We start from the raw sequence: 17,904 nt of genomic DNA on the forward strand, positions 1-17,904 counted from the left end.
AGAAAGACACTCCACAACAAACCGTAGCCGCTCGTCCATGATGCCAGTCTCTCGCCAAACCATCGCCGGTCCTCCCGGCGGACAAGAAAACTGTCACCCATGCTATCGGTCCATTCTGTTACCTATCTATCCGGTTCGGACACCGTGACTTTCTACCCTCCCCCTTGTGGGGAGGGTCGACGAAAGAGCAATTTTGCTCTTTCGTGGGGGTGGGGGTCTTGGCTCCTACCTCTGTTATTCGCGGGAGCGCTGCACCGACGTTAGTTGGCGCTGCACCCCACCCCGGACCTGCGGTCCGACCCTCCCCACAAGGGGGAGGGTAAGCGGAGCTACTCCGCCGGCTCGACATTGGCGTACGCCGCTTCCTCAAGCTCCCGCTTCAGCCTCGCTTCCTCATGCGCCTTCGGCGTGACGAAGCGGCCGAGCAGGAGGTAGGCGACCGGGGTCAGGAACAGCGTCGAGACGGTGGCGAGACCCAGCCCGCCGACGATGACCCAGCCGAGCGCGATGCGCGCTTCGGCACCGGCGCCGGCGGCCAGCACCAGCGGGACCCCGCCGAGGATGGTGCAGATCATCGTCATCATCACCGGCCGCAGGCGGATGATCGAGGCCTGCTCGATCGCCTGGCGCACGCCGAGGCCGCGGTCGCGCAGTTGGTTGGCGAATTCGACGATGAGGATGCCGTTCTTGGCCATGACGCCGACCAGAAGCACGAGGCCAATCTGGCTGTAGGCATTGAGGCTGGTGCCTGACAAAAGCAGCGCAAAGATTGCGCAGGCAAGGCCGAGGGGGACCGTCGCCATGATGATGACGGCGCTGACGAAGCTTTCGAACTGGGCGGCGAGCACCAGGAGGATGATGACCAGCGCGAAGCCGAAAATGGTGATCATGGCGCTGTTGGTCTCGCCGAGCGTCGCGGCTTCGGCCAGCGGCAGGACGCGGCTGCCCGGCGGCAGCAGCGGGGCGGCGATCTGCTCGGCAACGCCGAGCGCGTCACCCAGTGCGAAATTGCCGTTCAGGTTCGAGGTGATCGCCACCGAAGGCTGCTGCTGTTCGCGGGTCAGCGACGGCGGCACGGCGCGCTCGGTCAGCGTGGCGATGGTCGACATCGGCACGAAGCGGCCGTCGGCGGTCTTCAGGAAGATGTTTTCCAGATCGGTCGGATCATTGATCGGGTTGGTGGTCGAGACCAGCTTCACGCCATAGCTGCGGTCGGCGATGTAGACATCGACGACATCGTTGCCGTCGAGCATCGCCTGCAAGGTGTTGGCGAGACCCGATATGTCGATGCCGAGATCGGAGGCGCGCTCGCGGTCGATGGCCACCGCCAGCTGCGGCTGCGTCGGGTCGATGGAAAGCCGCGGCGTCTGGAAGCGCGGATCGGCCTGCATCCGGGCGATGATCTTCACCGCCGCGTCGCCGAGCGCCTTGCGGTCGTTGCCGACCAGCGCGAATTGCAGGCCGTTGCCGGCGCCGCGAATGCCGAGGCTATTGGCCTGCACCGGGAAGATGCGCACGGATGGCACCTGCCGGGTCAGCTGGCTTATCTGCGCCATGATCTCCTGCTGGCTGCGCGTGCGCTCGTCCCACGGCGCCAGCGTCATCACCATGAAGCCGGAATTGTAGGCGCCGTTCTGGCCGGCGTTTTCGAAGGTCGAGACGATCTCGCCGGAATCGCGCAGCGGCTGGATCAGCCGCTCGATCTTCTGCATCTGCTGCGTGGTGTAATCGAGGCTGACGCCTTGCGGCGCGTTGATGCGCAACAGCACGACGGTGCGGTCCTCGCTCGGCGTCAGTTCCTGGCGGATGGTGCCGAACAGGCTGAAGGCGACGCCCGCAAACAGCACCGCAACCAGCAGCACGATCCACGGCGCACCGAGGCAGGCATGCAGGGCGCGCTTGTAGGCCGCGTTCAGCGCGCCACCGACGCGCGCGCCAATGCCGTGACCGCCTTCATGGTGGAGCGATGCGCCGGTCAACATGCGCGAGGCCAGCATCGGGCACAGCGTCAGCGCCACCACGCAGGAGAGCAGCACCGACATGGCGAGGACGAAGCCGAATTCGCGAAACAGGCCGCCGGTCTGTCCCGGCAGGAAGGAGATCGGCACGAAAACGGCAACGAGCGTCAGCGTCGTGGCGATGACTGCGAAGAACACTTCTTGGGCGCCGAGCACGGCGGCGGCACGAGGCCCCATGCCTTCGTTGCGCCGTCGCACGATGTTTTCCAGGACGACGATGGCGTCGTCGACGACAAGGCCGGTTGCCAGCACCAGCGCCAGAAGCGTCAGGATGTTGATGGAGAAGCCGGCGAGATAGATGGCGGCGATGGTGCCAATCATGGCGACCGGCATTGACAGACCAGGGATCAGCGTCGCGCGCCAGTCGAGCAGGAAGATGTAGATGACGATCAGCACCATGGAGATCGACAGGCCGAGCGCGATCTCGACCTCGTGCACGGCGCCGTTGACGAAGACTGCGTCGTCGCTGGTGATCTTGATCGACATGCCCTTGGGCAGGTTTTCCTGCAGCTTGGCGACGGCTGCCTTCACTCCGGTGGAAATATCCAGCGTGTTCGATTCCGCCTGGCGGATGATGCCAAGGCCAATGCCGGTCTTGCCGTCGGAGCGCAACGAGGTCTGGCCGATGTCGGGACCGAGCGTGACGGTGGCGACGTCGCGGATGCGCGTCGTGCCGCCGATGATGATGTTTTCGAATTCTTCCGGCGTCGTCACATCGGCCGTGGTGCGGACGATGAGATCCTGGTTGGTGGTGGTGATCGAACCGGCCGGTGAATCGAAAGCGACCGAGGCAAGCGCTGCCCTCAGATCGGCCACAGTGAAGCCGAGGCTGGCGAGCTTGTTCTGGTCGACATCGATGCGGAAGATCTTGTCGCGGTCGCCATAGACCTGAACGTCGGCGACGCCAGGCACGGCAGCCAGTTCGTCCTCGATCTGGTCCTGGACGATCACCGTCATGTCCTGCACCGACATGGTGTCGGAGGTTACGGCCAGTCGCATCACGGCATCGGAATTGGCATCGGCCTTGATGATGCGCGGCGGGTCGGCGGTCTCCGGTATCATGTTGGCGACACGGCCGACCGCGTCGCGCACGTCGGAGGCGGCGACGTTCAAATCGACGCCATCGTTGAACTCGATGGTGACGCGGCTCTGGCCGAAGGAAGAGGTCGACGAGATCGACTTGACGCCGGAGACGCGGGCGACCGCGCCCTCGATGGTGTCGGTCAGTTCACGGTCGACGGTTTCGGCGGCGGCACCCTCGAAGGCCGTCGACACGGTGACCACGGCGCGGTCAACATCGGGCAGTTCGCGGATTTCGACGCCGTAGAAAGCGGCAAGGCCGGCCACTGCGATCAGCGTGTTCAGCACGAAGGCCATGACCGGCCTGCGGATGAAGAGAGCGGTGAAGCCGGTTTCGCTGGCGGTGCTGACAGGCGCGGTCATGAGCCTTCGGCCGCGTCCGCGGCCCGCTGATCCTGGCCGGCGATGCGGACCGCACCGCCTTCGCTGACGCTCTGGGTGCCCTCGGTCACAACCATGTCGCCATCCTCGATCTCGGCGTCGATCAGCACCGTCTCGGTGTTGCGCTGGATGATGCGCACGGGAACGCGCCTGGCCTTGCCGTCCTCGATCTGCCAGACATAGGCGCCGTCGGAACCCCACAGGATCGCCAGCGGGCTGACGGCCGGGTAGGTGTCGCCGGGGAAGCGCATGGTGATGCCGAACGACATGCCGGCGCGCAGCGAATCCGCTGGATTGGCGATTGCAGCCTTGACCAGCAGAGTGCGGCTCTTTTCGTCGATGTGGTTGTCGATGGCCGACACAGTGCCGGTATAGGCCTTGCTCGGATTGGCGATCGGCGTCGCCGACAGTTGCGCGCCGACCTTGACGGCGGCGGCGAAGCGCTCGGGCACCAGGAAATCGACCAGGATGGAGGAGCGGTCGTCAAGCGTGGCGATCGCCGACTGGCTGGTGACGTAATTGCCGGCCGATATCGGCAGGATGCCGACCGTGCCGGCGATAGGGGCGACGATCGAACGACGCTGCAAGGCGAGTTCGGCATCCTGCAGCGCCAGTTTGGCGCCGGCCAGCACCACTTGGGCATCGGCGACGGCGACCGGGGTCGCGGCGTTGGAGGCCCTCAATGATTTCACCCGCTCGAGCTTGTCCTGGGCATCCTGCAAGGCGAGCTTGGCACGATCCTGCGAGATCACCTCGGTCTCGGAATCGAGAACAGCGATGATCTGCCCCTTTTCGACGCGGGTGCCGGATTGGACGAGAAATTCGACGAGGCGCCCAGAGCTGTATGGGTTGACCGTCACCGAGGCGTTGGCGCGGCCGGTGCCGATCGCCTGCAGGCGATCGTTGATGGTGGCGGTGGTCGCCGGCAAGGCGACGACATTTGCCGGGCGGCCGGCAGCGTTGCGGCCGCCTGCCTGTTTTGTCGTGTCGACCGCACCGGTTGTGGCGGGCGCCGAAGCATAGGTCCAGTCGATGCCCCAGCGTGCCAGAACCTCCGGCGCGCCCGGGAAGAATCGCGCCCAGGCGAGGACAGCCGCGACCAGGATCACAAGCGCAAAAACGATCTGTTTCCAGGCGACCATCGACACTCCGGTTGGCAAAACGTCTACCGGTTTCGCCAAGCAAAAAAACGCGCAGCGACGCACCCGGTATGTGCGAAGCCGCCGCTATATCATGGCTTTATGGCAATTCTGCCGCTTCCATGCACATTAAATCTGCGTAATTTTGCGCACCTGGGGCGGGGATTGAACGTGTCAGCGCAGGCTTTCCAGGTCGCGGATGCGCCTGGCGCTGTCTGCCTCGAGCTGCCTCGTGACGGCGCCGATCAGCGTCTCGGCGACAACGAACAGAGCGGCGGAGGAGTCCCACGCCGAAGGCACGGCGGTGCGTCCGGCAATGACGTGGCGGGCGAAGCGGGCGATCGGCGATAGCCACTGGTCGGTGAACAGCACGATCTGCACGCCGCGCTGATGCGCGGTCTCGGCAAAGCGCACCAGACTGTCCTGGTAGCGCCTGATGTCGAAGATCACCAGCACGTCGCGCTTGCCCATGTCGATCAGCCGGTCGCGCCAGATGCTCTCCTGGCCGGCGAGGTGATAAACATCGGGCTGGATGATGGCGAGGTGGGCGGCCATGTAGCGCGCCAACGGATCGGTGAAGCGGCCGCCGATCAGGAATGTCTTGCCGCGCCGTTCGGCGAGCCTTGCGGCGATGTCGGCAAGCTGCCTGTCGGAGAGATGCCTGAAGGTCTCGCGCATATTGTCCAGCGTCGCCTCCAGCATTGGCGACACGGCACTGCTGCCTGGCGAGGCCGGATTGAGCGTGCGCGATGCCGGCGACTGCAATTGCGCCGCCAGTTCGTCCTGCAGCGCCGACTGGAATTCGGGATAGTTCTGGAACCCCAGCCTCGAGACAAAGCGCAGGATTGTCGGCGACGATACGCCGGCGGCGGTCGAGAACTCGGCGACCGTCTTCAACCCGATCAGCGGATAGTTTGCAATCAGCGTTTGCGCGGCGCGGCGCTCGCCGGCCGGCATCGTGCCGATGCGGTCCGAAATCAGTTCGGCAATGCTGGAAATCATCGTTTTCCCCACCCCTGAGCCCGTCCAGACCGCTTCCCCGAAATCGCGTTTGACAAAGCCGGACAAACTGTATGAAATCATCCACAGGGACGCAATGAGGCAAAATACGTAACATAAGATACAGCGCTCCCCAGGGGACGGCAGATTATGGAGAGAGCACGGCCCGCCAGCCTTGCATCGTCTGATACCATAGGGGTGACGAACCCCGGCGGGTCCAGCCCTTTAGTGCTGACCTGCGACCACGCTTCCAACTTCCTGCCATCCGAATTCGGCACGCTTGGCCTGCCGGCCGAAGATCTCTCCCGCCACATCGCCTGGGACCCCGGCGCGCTGCCGGTGGCCCGCCGCATCGCGACCGCCCTCGATGCGACGCTCATCGAAACCCGCATCTCGCGCCTGATAATCGACTGCAACCGTCCGCTCGACGCACCGGACCTGGTGCCGCCGGTCAGCGAGACGACGGCCATTCCGGGCAATGCCGGCCTGTCGGACAGTGAGCGCGCCGAGCGCATCGCTTTGTCGTGGCGGCCGTTCCACGACACGATCGCATCGATCATCGACGACCGGCAGGCGCGTGGGCAGGAGACCCGGCTGGTGTCGGTGCACTCCTTCACCCCGGTCTACAAGGGCAAGAACCGGCCCTGGCATATCGGCATCATCCACGATGACGACCGCCGGCTGGCGTCGCCGCTCATAGCGGCGCTGCAGCGGCTCTCCGGCGTCACTGTCGGCATCAACGAGCCCTATTCGCCGGCCGACCGCGTCTATTTCACTTTGGAGCGCCATGCACGCTCGCGCGGCCTTGCCTGCGCAATGATCGAAATCCGCAACGACGAGATCTCCGGCGAGACCGGGCAGCGGAAATGGGCGGATCTGCTCACAGGCATTTTTTCTGACCTGGAACCCGAGGAGGCCAAGGGTTCCCGGCGACACGCAGTGGGAAAGTCAGTTCAATCGGCCAGCTAGAAAAACAGGGGACGAAAATGGCAGGACCGGACAAATCAGACGCTGAAAGATCGGAGGATGTAAAAACCCTCCATAGCATGGGCTATGCCCAGGAGTTGGCTCGCCGCATGAGCGGCTTCTCGAACTTCGCTATTTCCTTTTCGATCATTTGCATTCTGGCGGGCGGCATCACGTCCTTCCCGCTGGCCATGGCGACCGGCAGCGGCTTCGAGGCGACTGTCGGCTGGGTCATCGGCGGCGTCTTTGCACTTGTCGTTGCCGCGTCCCTTGGCCAGATCGGCTCGGCCTATCCGACGGCCGGCGGTCTCTACCACTGGTCGTCAATTCTCGGCGGGCGCGGCTGGGGCTGGGCCACGGCCTGGATCAACTTGCTCGGCCTGGTCTTCGTCGTCGCCTCGGTCAATGTCGGCGTCTACGCGCTGTTCAAGGACCTTGTCTGGTCCGGCGTGTTCGGTAACGACGTCTCCGCGTGGGGCTATCAGGAGCAGGTGATCGGCGTTGTGATCATCACGGTCGCGCAGGCGCTGATCAACCATTTCGGTATCAGGCTCACCACCATGCTGACGGATTTCTCGGGCTACCTCATTCTGGTCGTCGCCGTCGTGTTGACCGCGATGTTCCTGATCTGGGGCGCAAGCTGGGATTTCTCGCGGCTCACCACCTTCGTCAACAACACCGGTGATCCAGGCGCAGGCTACGTTCCGACCGCACGGACGGCACTCGTCGCCTTCCTGATCGGCCTGCTCTACCCACTCTACACCATCACCGGCTTCGACGCTTCGGCCCACACGTCCGAAGAGACCCACAATGCCCGCGTGGCGGTGCCGCGCGGCATGATCCATTCGGTCCTGTGGTCGCTGGTGTTCGGCTTCGTCATGGCCGTTTCGTTCGTACTGGCCAGCCCCGATCTGGCAGCGACGGCCAAGGATGGCGCCAATGCCTGGTTCAATCTCTTCAACAACCTGCCGGCACCATTCCTGCTGAAGAGCATCATTGCCATCGCGATCGTGCTGGCGAACTTCATCTGCGCTCTTGCCGGACTGACGTCGACCTCGCGCATGATCTTTGCCTTCGCGCGTGACGGCGGCCTGCCCGGTTCGTCGGTGTGGAAAACCGTCAGCCCGACATGGCGCACGCCGGTGGCGGCGATCTGGCTCGGAGCGGTGCTCGCGGTCGCAGCGACATTGTACTCGCCGGCTTTTGCCGCACTGGCGGCCGGCTGTGCATTGTTCCTCTACGTGTCCTACGCCATGCCCGTGGCCGCCGGCCTGCTTGCCGAGGGCAAGAGCTGGACCGAATTCGGCCCGTTCCGCCTCGGCATCTGGTCCAAGCCGTTCGCCGTCATCACGGTGCTTGGCGTTCTGGTGCTGATGTATGCCGGCATCCAGCCGCCCTTCGACATCCTGATCAACTATGCCATCGGCCTGATCGTTCTGCTCGTGGTGCTGTGGTTCGGCATCGAATCGCGCCGCTTCAAGGGCCCGCCGATCGGCGCCGACATTGCTCGCCGCGCTTCCGAGATCGCGGCCGCGGAAGCAGCCGTCGGCCAGACGGCAGGCTAACAGCAAAGACTAGATGCTCCGGCCGGTGCAAGCCGACCGGGGCAGGGCCGGCCAGCTAAGAACGCAAAGGGGACTACAATGGCAGCACCGGGTTATTCAGACACAGACAAGGCGGAAGACGTAAAGCACCTCCATTCCATGGGCTACGCCCAGGAACTTGAGCGGCGGCTAAGCCGCTTCTCCAACTTCGCCGTTTCCTTGTCCATCATCTGCATCCTGTCGGGCGGCATCAATTCGCTGGCGCAGGCAACGTCGGGCGCCGGTGGCATCGGCATCGGCATCGGCTGGCTGGTCGGCTGCTTCGTCTCGCTGACCTTCGCGGTCGCCATGTCGCAGATCAGCTCGGCCTATCCGACGGCCGGCGGCCTCTATCACTGGGGTTCGATCCTCGGCAATCGCGGCACTGGCTGGGTGACGGCCTGGCTCAACCTGCTCGGCCTGATCACCGTGCTCGGCGCCATCAATGTCGGCACCTGGACGTTCTTCATCGGCGCCTTCGGGCCGACGCTCGGCATCGAGGGTACGCTGACCAATCAGATGATCTTCCTGGTCATCATCACCGGCGCCCAAGCGCTGATCAACCATCTCGGCATCAAGCTGACTGCGAAGTTGACCGACTTTTCGGGTTACCTGATCTTCTTCGGCTCGATCCTGATTGCTGTCGTCTGCCTGTTCTCCGCCGAGACCTGGGATTTCAGCCGGCTCTTCACCTTCCACAACTACTCGGGTGAGGCCGGCGCCAGCGTCTGGCCGTCCGTCTCGAACGCCTGGGTGTTCGCTCTCGGCCTTCTGCTGCCGATCTACACCATCACCGGCTACGATGCTTCGGCACACACTTCCGAGGAAACCATCAAGGCGGCCTCATCGGTGCCGCGTGCGATGGTGATGTCGGTTATCTGGTCGGCGGTCTTCGGCTATTTGTTCCTGGCCGCCTTCGTACTGATGATCCCCAACATGGACGACGCCGCCAAGCAGGGTTGGAACGTGTTCTTCTGGGCCTTCGACCAGCGCGTCAGTCCCGGCCTCAAGGAGTTCGTCTACCTCGTCGTGTTCATCGCCCAGCTGTTGTGCGGCCTCGCAACCGTCACCTCGGCTTCGCGCATGATCTTTGCCTTCTCGCGTGACGGCGGCCTGCCGGGCTCGTCTGCACTGGCCAAGGTCAGCCCGACCTATCGCACGCCGGTGGCGGCGATCTGGACGGCGTCGGTCCTGTCGGTGCTGTTCGTCTGGGGTTCGACGCTGGTTTCGGTCGCCGGCACCTCGGCCTACACCATCGTCGTGTCCTGCACCGTCATCTTCCTGTTCCTGTCCTTCACCGTGCCGATCGTGCTCGGCATGGTGGCCTGGGGAACGCCGAAGTGGGACAAGATGGGACCGTGGAACCTGGGCCGTGGCATCTTCATGCTGTTCGGCGTTCTCTCGATCGTGTCGATGATCCTGATCTTCATCATCGGCATCCAGCCGCCGAACGACTGGGCGCTGTACATCACCGTCGGCTTCTTCATCCTGACGGCGATTGTCTGGTTCGCCTTCGAGCGCAATCGCTTCCAGGGCCCGCCGCTGGGGGACATCATCGCGGCACGTCAGGCAGCGATCAAGGCCGCCGAACAGGCGGTCGGCGAAACCGGCCACTGACGTCACCATCATGGCCATGGCCGGCGTGCAGCCGGCTATGGTTTCGTCCTCAACGACCAAGCACTGGAGTGCCAAAGGAAATGGCCGGAAATTTCTCGTTCGATCAGTTGAAGAAAGCGGTCTCCAGTGGCGAGATCGACACGGTGCTGGCCTGCATCGTCGACATGCAGGGGCGGCTCGCGGGAAAGCGTTTCCTGGCGCAGTACTTTGTGGATTCTGCTCATGACGAGACGCATGGCTGCAACTATCTGCTCGCCGCCGACATCGATATGGAGCCGGTGCCGGGCTACAAGGCGGCAAGCTGGTCGAAGGGCTATGGCGACTTCGTCATGAAGCCGGACCTTGCGACGCTGCGGCGGATTCCGTGGCTGGAAAAGACCGCGCTGGTGATCTGCGACGTGCTCGACCACCACACCTATGACGACCTTCCGCATTCGCCGCGCGCGATGCTGAAAAAGCAGGTCAAGCGGCTCACCGAACGCGGCTATATCGGCTACTTCGCCTCCGAGCTCGAATTCTACCTGTTCAACGAGACCTACGATTCCGCCCGCAAGAAGCACTGGCAGGGGCTCGACACCGCGTCGCCTTATATCGGCGACTACCAGATCGGCATCACCACCAAGGAAGAAGGCGTCATGCGCCGGCTTCGCAACGAGATGGAAGCGGCGGGCATCCCGATCGAAAACTCCAAGGGCGAATGGGGCCCGGGCCAGGAAGAGATCAATGTGCGCTATGCCGAGGCGCTCGACATGGCGGACCGCCACGTCATCCTGAAGAACGGCGCCAAGGAGATTGCCGAGTCCGAAGGCAAGTCGATTTCCTTCATGTCGAAATACAATTACGGGCTCGCGGGCAACTCCAGCCACATCCACAATTCGCTGTGGAGCGCCGATGGCAAGACGCCATTGTTCTTCGACAAGAAGGCGGACTGGACTTTGTCCACGCTTGGCCAGCAATGGGCGGCTGGGCAGCTCAAATACGCCAGGGAGTTTACCTGGTTCCTGGCGCCCTACATCAACTCCTACAAGCGCTTCCAGGCCGGCACCTTCGCACCGACCAAGATCATGTGGAGCGAGGACAACCGCACCGCCGGCTTCCGCCTGTGCGGTGAGGGCACCAAGGGCATCCGCATGGAATGCCGCATCGGCGGCGCCGACCTAAACCCCTATCTCGCTTTCGCGGCGCTGATCGCCGCCGGCCTTGCCGGCATCGACGAGAAGCTCGAACTGCAGAAGCCGTTCGTCGGCGATGCCTACCAGGCCTCGCGCCTGCCGGAGATCCCGAAAACGCTGCGTGACGCCACCGAGACGCTGGCCAAGTCGAAGATGCTGAAGCAGGCGCTCGGCGACGATGTGCTCGAACATTATGTCCACACCGCAAAGTGGGAGCAGTTCGAATACGACCGCCGCATTACGGATTGGGAACTGCACAGAGGGTTCGAGCGGTACTAAAACTTTATACAGCTTTAATGTTGACAATGTGGTGAAGTTAGTACCATATGGTACCTGTAAACTGCAGTGCGCTACATTGAGGAGTTTGCAATGTCCAAATATGCGCCGCTCAAGGACTTTCTCATTGCCCAGAATGTCGATCGCGTTCCGATGTCGTTCGCCGAAATCGAGAGAGTGCTCAATCTGCCGCTGCCCGCATCGAAGCAATACCCTGCATGGTGGAGCAACAATCCGAGCAACAATCCCATGACAAGGGAGTGGCTTGAGGCTGGGTTCGAGACCGAATCCGTCAATATAGGGAGTGGGAAACTGGTATTTCGCCGCGTTCGCAAAGAGCCCATTTCGGCGCCGCCCAGTGGTAGCGTGCCTGCCGCGCCAAAGGAGGCGCGCGCGGATCGCCACCCCGGTTTTGGTTTCATGAAGGGCCTAATAACGATCGAAGCCGGATTTGATATCACCAAACCTTTCGATGACGAGCCATGGGACCGGGGCTATCTGGGCGGTGAGGCTGACGCGCGTGACGGCAAACTTGCGGTGCGTAAATGAGCGAAGGGCCAAACCTGCTTCTGGATACATGTGCGGTGATCTTTGTCGCCAACGATAGTCTGATCGATCCGCACGCAAGCCGGGAGATTTCGGAAGCGGCCTATGACGGCCGTCTGTATCTTTCACCGATGTCGGCATGGGAGATCGGAATCGGCGTAGCCAAGGGTCGGCTCAATCTGCCATTGGCACCACTCGACTTCGTGGAGCGATTCATCGAGCGAATGTCGGCAAAGCTCAGCGCTATCTCACCAGCCATTCTGATTGCGTCATCCAACCTGCCCGGTCCGCCTCATGGTGATCCCATCGATCGGATACTGATGGCAAGTGCGAGAGCGTTGGACATGGTTCTGGTGACGCGTGACGAGCCCATCCTTCGCTATGGCCGCAATGGCCATCTGCGCACCCTAGCCTGCTAACTTGGAGTATCCTTTGGAAACCGTAAAACTCAAATCGCCCATCGATGGTTCGATTTACGCCGAGCGGCCGATCGCGACCGACCAGGCGATCAATGCCGCGGTCGAGCGCGCCAAGGCGGCGCAGGAGAAGTGGGCGCTGACACCGATCGTCGAGCGCGGCAAATTTATGCTGGCGATGCTCGAAGCGCTGGTCGCGATGACCGACGAGATCGTGCCGGAGATCGCCTGGCAAATGGGGCGACCGGTGCGCTATGGCGGCGAGTTCGGCGGCGTCAGGGAACGCACCAATTACATGGTCGAGATCGCTGAAGCCGCGCTGAAATCCGTGCCGGCATCCAACCCGAAGGACGGCTTCCGACGCTATGTGAAGAAGGATCCGCTCGGCGTCGTCATGGTGATCGCGCCGTGGAACTATCCCTATCTGACCGCCGTCAACACCATCGTGCCGGCACTGATGGCCGGCAATACCGTTATCCTCAAACATGCGGCGCAGACGCTGCTGGTCGGCGAACGGTTCCAGCAGGCGTTCGACAAGGTTGGGCTGCCCAAGGGCGTGTTCCAGAATGTCGTGCTGAACCATGCCCAGACCGAGAAGCTGCTCGGCTCGGGCAAGATCGACCATGTCAATTTCACCGGTTCGGTCGGCGGCGGCCGCGCCATCGAGAAGGCGGCGGCCGGCACCTTCATGACGCTCGGGCTCGAACTCGGCGGCAAGGATCCGGCCTATGTGCTGCCCGACGCCAAGCTCGACCATGCGGTGGCCAATCTGGTCGACGGCGCCTTCTACAATTCCGGCCAGTGCTGCTGCGGCATTGAGCGCGTCTATGTGCATGAGAAGGTCTACGACCAGTTCGTCGAAGGTTTCATCGCCGAGACGAAGAATTATGCCGTCGGCAATCCGCTAGAACAGGCGACGACAATGGGGCCGATGGCGCAGGCGCGCTTTGCCGACCTGATCCGCGAGCAGAAGGCCGAGGCGCTGCGCAAGGGTGCAATCGCACACATCAATATGAAGGTGGCTAACGACAAGGCCGGCTCGCCCTATCTGGCGCCGGAAGTGCTGACCGGCGTCGACCACCAGATGAGCGTCATGCGCGAGGAAAGTTTTGGCCCGATCGTCGGCATCATGAAGGTGCGCAACGACGAGGAGGCGATCGCGCTGATGAACGACAGCCCCTACGGGCTGACCGCTTCGATCTGGACCGACGATATCGAGCATGCGGTGGCGATCGGCGACCGCGTCGAGACCGGCACCGTGTTCATGAACCGCTGCGACTACCTCGATCCGGCGCTGGTCTGGACCGGCGTCAAGGACACCGGCAAAGGCGTCGCCCTTTCGGCGCTCGGCTACGACAATCTGACCCGGCCGAAATCCTTCCATCTGCGCGAAGCCATCTGATTTTTTGAAAGACAAGACATGTCCAAGCTGATCTCCAAATGGAACTACCCGACCACCGTCCGCTTCGGTGCCGGGCGCATCAAGGAACTGCCTGAGGTGCTCGCGGCCACCGGCATTAAGCGGCCGCTTTTCGTCACCGATCCGGGGTTGGCGAAACTGCCGGTCGTCGCTTCGACGCTGAAAATCCTCGACGACGCCAAGGTATCCTATGGCGTGTTCTCCGAGGTGAAGCCGAACCCGGTCGATTCCAACCTCACCGCCGGGATCGCCGTGTTCAAGAAGGGCAAGCATGACGGCGTCATCGCCTTCGGCGGCGGTTCAGCGCTCGATCTCGGCAAGCTGATCGCGTTCCAGGCTGGCCAGACGCGGCCGATCTGGGACTTTGAGGATGTCGGCGACTGGTGGACGCGCGCCAATTCGGATGCCATCGCGCCGATCATAGCCGTGCCGACCACTGCCGGCACAGGCTCGGAAGTCGGGCGTGCCGGCGTCATCACCAATGAGGCGACGCACACTAAGAAGGTGATCTTCCATCCGAAGCTTTTGCCGGCAATCGTCATTGCCGATCCGGAACTGTCGGTCGGCATGCCCGGCTTCATCACCGCCGGCACCGGCATGGATGCGCTGGCGCACTGCCTCGAAGCCTATTGCGCGCCGGGCTATCACCCGATGGCCGACGGCATTGCGGTGGAAGGTGTGCGCCTGGTGTTCGAGAACCTGCCCAAGGCCTACGCCAACGGCAAGGACCTTGTCGCGCGCGCCCACATGATGAGTGCGGCCGCCATGGGTGCTGCCGCCTTCCAGAAGGGTCTTGGCGCCATCCACTCGCTGTCGCATCCGATCGGCGCGCTCTACGACACCCATCACGGCATGACGAATGCGGTGTTCATGCCCTATGTCTTGGCCTTCAATCGCGACTCCATCGAGGAGCGGATTGCCCGGCTCGCTGCCTATTGCGGCATCAAGGGTGGCTTCGACGGCTTTGCCAAAGCGATCATCAAGCTGCGCAAGGAATTGAAGGTGCCGCATGCGCTGCCCGATCTGATCAAGGGGCTCGACATGGACAAGAAGCGCAAAGGGCTGATCGCCGACATGGCGGTGGTCGATCCGACCGCCGGCGGCAACCCGGTCAGGCTGACCAAAAAGGCGGCGCTGACGCTGCTCGAGAACACTATCGCCGGCACTGTCTGAGGCGGTTTCTGCGCCGGACGTGATCTAAAAACGAAGGGAAAGGAAGGGCAAGGGGGCAAAAAGCAAGGCAATAAACCATTAGCCGGGAAATTAAGTCGAGGCTAATTGCTACAGCCGGTTAAAAAGAGTTAACTTTTCGTACCGCCGGGGGCCAGTTTCAAAAAGCTTTCATCTGGCTGTCATATGAAACCGATACCGCATCGCAGGCGTCCAGGACGCCAGTTCAACGGAGAGAACACATGTTCAAGTTCACAGGGAAAGTGCTTTCCCTTTCGGCCGTCGCCCTCATGGCGACCTCTGCTATCTCGTCGGCCCAGTCCATGGATGAACTGGTTGCCGCTGCGAAGAAGGAAGGCCAGCTCACGACCATCGCGCTGCCGCATGACTGGTGCGGCTACGGCGCCGTCATCGACGGCTTCAAGGCAAAGTATCCTGAGATCACCATCAACGAACTCAACCCCGATGCCGGCTCCGGCGACGAGGTCGAGGCGATCAAGGCCAACAAGGACAACAAGGGCCCGCAGGCGCCCGACGTCATCGACGTTGGCCTGTCCTTCGGCCCGACCGCCAAGGCTGACGGCCTGATCCAGCCCTACAAAGTGTCGACCTGGGACTCGATCCCCGACAGCGCCAAGGATGCCGATGGTTACTGGACCGGCGACTACTATGGCGTGCTATCCTTCCTGGTGAACAAGGACCTCGTCAAGGAAGCGCCGGCTGACTGGGCTGACCTGCTGAAGCCGGAATTCGCCAACACCGTGGCGCTTGCCGGCGACCCGCGCGCCTCGAACCAGGCCATCCAGGCCGTCTACGCGGCCGGCATTTCCGGTGGTGCGGCTGCCGGCGAAGCTGCTGGCACTGCTGGTCTCGACTTCTTCAAGAAGCTTAACGCCGCCGGCAATTTCGTGCCGGTCATCGGCAAACCGGCGACCCTGGCACAAGGCCAAACGCCGATCCTGGTGACCTGGGATTACAATGCACTTGCCGGTCGCGACACGCTGAAGGGCAATCCGCCCGTCGACGTCGTCGTGCCGAAGACCGGTGTCGTTGCCGGCGTCTATGTGCAGGCGATCAGTGCTTTCGCACCGCATCCGAACGCTGCCAAGCTCTGGCTGGAGTATCTCTACTCCGACGAAGGCCAGATCGGCTGGCTGAAGGGCTATTGCCACCCGATCCGCTTCAACGATCTTGCCAAGAACGGCAAGCTCCCGGCGGACGTGATGGCCAAGCTGCCGCCGGCCGAGGCTTACGCTGCCGCGGTGTTCCCGACGCTGGACGAGCAGGGCAAGGCAAAGGAAGCCGTCACCAAGAACTGGGATGCCGTCGTCGGCGCCAACGTCAAGTAAGACTTGAAACCAACCGGGCGGCCTCGCGGCCGCCCGGTGTTCCTCGGAGACGGCAGCCGGCGCATGACAGATATCTCGCTTTCCGATCAAGCAGTTGCCGGGAAGACCGCGCCCCCCAGCGAGGCGCGTGCAATGCGACTGCCGACGCAATGGCTCGGCGTTGCGCCATTCTTCATCTTCGCCATCATGTTCCTGATCCTACCCACGCTCTATCTGATGCTGGGTGCATTCCAGAACGATGCCGGCGAATTCACGTTCGAAAACATAGCAGCACTGGCGCAGCCATCGATTGTCGCCGCCTACTGGATCTCGCTCAAGGTCAGCCTTTCCTCGTCGCTGATCGGCGCCTTCGCAGGTCTCGGCATCGCCATCGCCATCGTGCGCGGCGGCCTGCCGGAGTGGATACGTTCGGCGACGCTGACATTCTCCGGCGTGGCTTCCAATTTCGCCGGCGTACCGCTGGCCTTCGCCTTCATCGCCACGCTCGGACGCCTCGGTCTCGCCACGGTGCTGCTCAACACCGTGTTCGGCCTCAACATTTATGCGCACGGCTTCAACATCCTATCGTTCTGGGGCCTGACGCTGACCTATGTCTATTTCCAGATTCCCCTAATGGTGGTCATCATCACGCCGGCGATCGACGGCTTGAAGAAGGAGTGGGGCGAGGCTGCGGCGACGCTTGGCGCCACCCAGACGCAATACTGGCGCATGGTGGTCATCCCGGTGATCTGGCCGAGTTTCCTCGGCACGGTCATCCTGCTCTTCGCCAATGCCTTCGGCGCCATCGCCACCGCCTATGCGCTGACCGGCTCTTCACTCAACATCGTGCCGATCCTGCTCTATGCGCAGATACGCGGTGACGTGCTGCACAATGCCCATCTCGGCTATGCGATCGCCTTCGGCATGATCGTCATCACCGGGCTGGCCAATGTCTTCTACATTTGGTTCCGGACGCGCTCGGAGAGGTGGCTGAAATGAAGTCCGGAAAATTCTGGGCCTGGGTCGTCTTCGGGCTGGGCGCGGCCTATTTCTTCATTCCGCTGATCGCGACGGTGGAATTTTCCTTGCGCATGCGGCGCGGCGCTTATTCCTTCGACGCCTATCAGATCGTGCTTGGCGACCCTCGTTTTCAGGCGACCTTTGGCTACTCAGTGCTTGCCGCCATCTTCACCATCATTCTGGGCGTGTTGATCGTGGTGCCCGCCGCCTACTGGATTCGACTGCGCCTGCCGCAACTGCGGCCGATCGTAGAGTTCATCACGCTGCTGCCGCTGGTCATTCCCGCCATCGTCATCGTCTTCGGCTATATCAGGATGTACGGTTCGAATTCGCCGCTGCCGTTCCTGGCGACCGACATGGGCACAAATGCCTTGCTGGTCATCGGCTATGCAATGCTGGCGCTGCCCTACATGTATCGCGCGGTCGATACCGGACTGCGCACCATCGACGTCAGGACGCTGACCGAAGCGGCGCAGATCCTTGGCGCCGGTTGGGGCACGATCATTGGTCGTGTGATCCTGCCCAATGTGCTGATCGCCGTGCTGTCGGGCGCCTTCCTTACCTTCGCCATCGTCATTGGCGAATTCACCATGGCCAGCTTGCTCAACCGGCCCGCCTTCGGCCCCTATCTGCAAAACGTTGGCGCCAACCGCGCCTATGAGCCGGCGGCGCTTGCCATCATCGCCTTCGCCATCACCTGGGGCTGTATGTCGCTGATCCAGATCCTGTCCCGTTTCGCGCCGAGATCGGCGAACCGCCCGAACTGATCGACA

General features: G+C 62.6%; 14 protein-coding genes. 11 read left to right on the top strand and 3 right to left on the bottom strand.

Going from position 1 to position 17,904, the window contains the following annotated elements:
* Positions 1–329 precede the first annotated feature (329 nt).
* The 3 genes from X728_RS139875 to X728_RS139865 form a co-directional block, all read right to left on the bottom strand.
* Complete coding sequence (locus tag X728_RS139875; RefSeq protein WP_023832904.1) at positions 330–3,461, bottom strand: efflux RND transporter permease subunit; 3,132 nt, start codon at positions 3,459–3,461, stop codon at positions 330–332.
* The gene (locus X728_RS139870) at positions 3,458–4,621 is read right to left on the bottom strand and encodes an efflux RND transporter periplasmic adaptor subunit (RefSeq protein ID WP_023832905.1); all 1,164 of its coding nucleotides are present in this window, start codon (positions 4,619–4,621) and stop codon (positions 3,458–3,460) included. Before X728_RS139870 ends, X728_RS139875 begins: the two co-directional genes overlap by 4 nt.
* 171 nt (positions 4,622–4,792) lie before the next feature.
* Positions 4,793–5,620, bottom strand: coding sequence for a MurR/RpiR family transcriptional regulator (locus X728_RS139865; RefSeq protein WP_023832906.1), 828 nt, complete (start codon positions 5,618–5,620; stop codon positions 4,793–4,795).
* A gap of 147 nt (positions 5,621–5,767) precedes the next feature.
* On the opposite strand from X728_RS139865, the gene X728_RS139860 reads away from it, so the two are divergent.
* The 11 genes from X728_RS139860 (at position 5,768) to X728_RS139810 (ending at position 17,898) form a co-directional block, all read left to right on the top strand.
* Positions 5,768–6,586 carry an N-formylglutamate amidohydrolase gene (locus X728_RS139860; protein ID WP_023832907.1) on the top strand — a complete coding sequence of 273 codons (819 nt, stop codon included), beginning with the start codon at positions 5,768–5,770 and terminating at the stop codon, positions 6,584–6,586.
* A 17-nt stretch (positions 6,587–6,603) separates the two neighbouring features.
* Positions 6,604–8,148: an amino acid permease gene (locus tag X728_RS139855; RefSeq protein ID WP_023691842.1), complete on the top strand. Its 1,545-nt coding sequence runs from the start codon at positions 6,604–6,606 to the stop codon at positions 8,146–8,148.
* A gap of 78 nt (positions 8,149–8,226) precedes the next feature.
* Positions 8,227–9,783: an amino acid permease gene (locus X728_RS139850; protein ID WP_023832908.1), complete on the top strand. Its 1,557-nt coding sequence runs from the start codon at positions 8,227–8,229 to the stop codon at positions 9,781–9,783.
* A gap of 80 nt (positions 9,784–9,863) precedes the next feature.
* On the top strand, positions 9,864–11,234 hold the full coding sequence (locus tag X728_RS139845; protein WP_023832909.1) for a glutamine synthetase family protein: 1,371 nt from the start codon (positions 9,864–9,866) through the stop codon (positions 11,232–11,234).
* Positions 11,235–11,324: 90 nt separating this feature from the next.
* Complete coding sequence (locus X728_RS139840) at positions 11,325–11,780, top strand: hypothetical protein (protein WP_023671165.1); 456 nt, start codon at positions 11,325–11,327, stop codon at positions 11,778–11,780.
* Positions 11,777–12,196 (top strand): type II toxin-antitoxin system VapC family toxin, encoded by a 420-nt coding sequence (locus tag X728_RS139835; RefSeq protein WP_027049802.1) that lies wholly within the window; start codon positions 11,777–11,779, stop codon positions 12,194–12,196. The genes X728_RS139840 and X728_RS139835 overlap by 4 nt, the downstream gene beginning before the upstream one ends.
* A 13-nt stretch (positions 12,197–12,209) precedes the next feature.
* Entirely contained in the window at positions 12,210–13,595 is a 1,386-nt protein-coding gene (locus tag X728_RS139830; protein WP_023691838.1) for an aldehyde dehydrogenase family protein, read from the top strand.
* Positions 13,596–13,613: 18 nt separating this feature from the next.
* Positions 13,614–14,786 carry an iron-containing alcohol dehydrogenase gene (locus X728_RS139825; RefSeq protein WP_023683212.1) on the top strand — a complete coding sequence of 391 codons (1,173 nt, stop codon included), beginning with the start codon at positions 13,614–13,616 and terminating at the stop codon, positions 14,784–14,786.
* A 239-nt stretch (positions 14,787–15,025) separates the two neighbouring features.
* Entirely contained in the window at positions 15,026–16,132 is a 1,107-nt protein-coding gene (locus X728_RS139820) for an ABC transporter substrate-binding protein (protein ID WP_023671169.1), read from the top strand.
* Between the two features lie 63 nt (positions 16,133–16,195).
* Positions 16,196–17,110, top strand: a complete 915-nt coding sequence (locus X728_RS139815) for an ABC transporter permease subunit (protein WP_023825180.1) — start codon at positions 16,196–16,198, stop codon at positions 17,108–17,110.
* Positions 17,107–17,898 carry an ABC transporter permease gene (locus X728_RS139810; protein ID WP_023671171.1) on the top strand — a complete coding sequence of 264 codons (792 nt, stop codon included), beginning with the start codon at positions 17,107–17,109 and terminating at the stop codon, positions 17,896–17,898. Before X728_RS139815 ends, X728_RS139810 begins: the two co-directional genes overlap by 4 nt.
* Positions 17,899–17,904 lie beyond the last annotated feature (6 nt).

Source organism: Mesorhizobium sp. L103C119B0 (assembly GCF_000502235.1).
Lineage (GTDB): Bacteria > Pseudomonadota > Alphaproteobacteria > Rhizobiales > Rhizobiaceae > Mesorhizobium.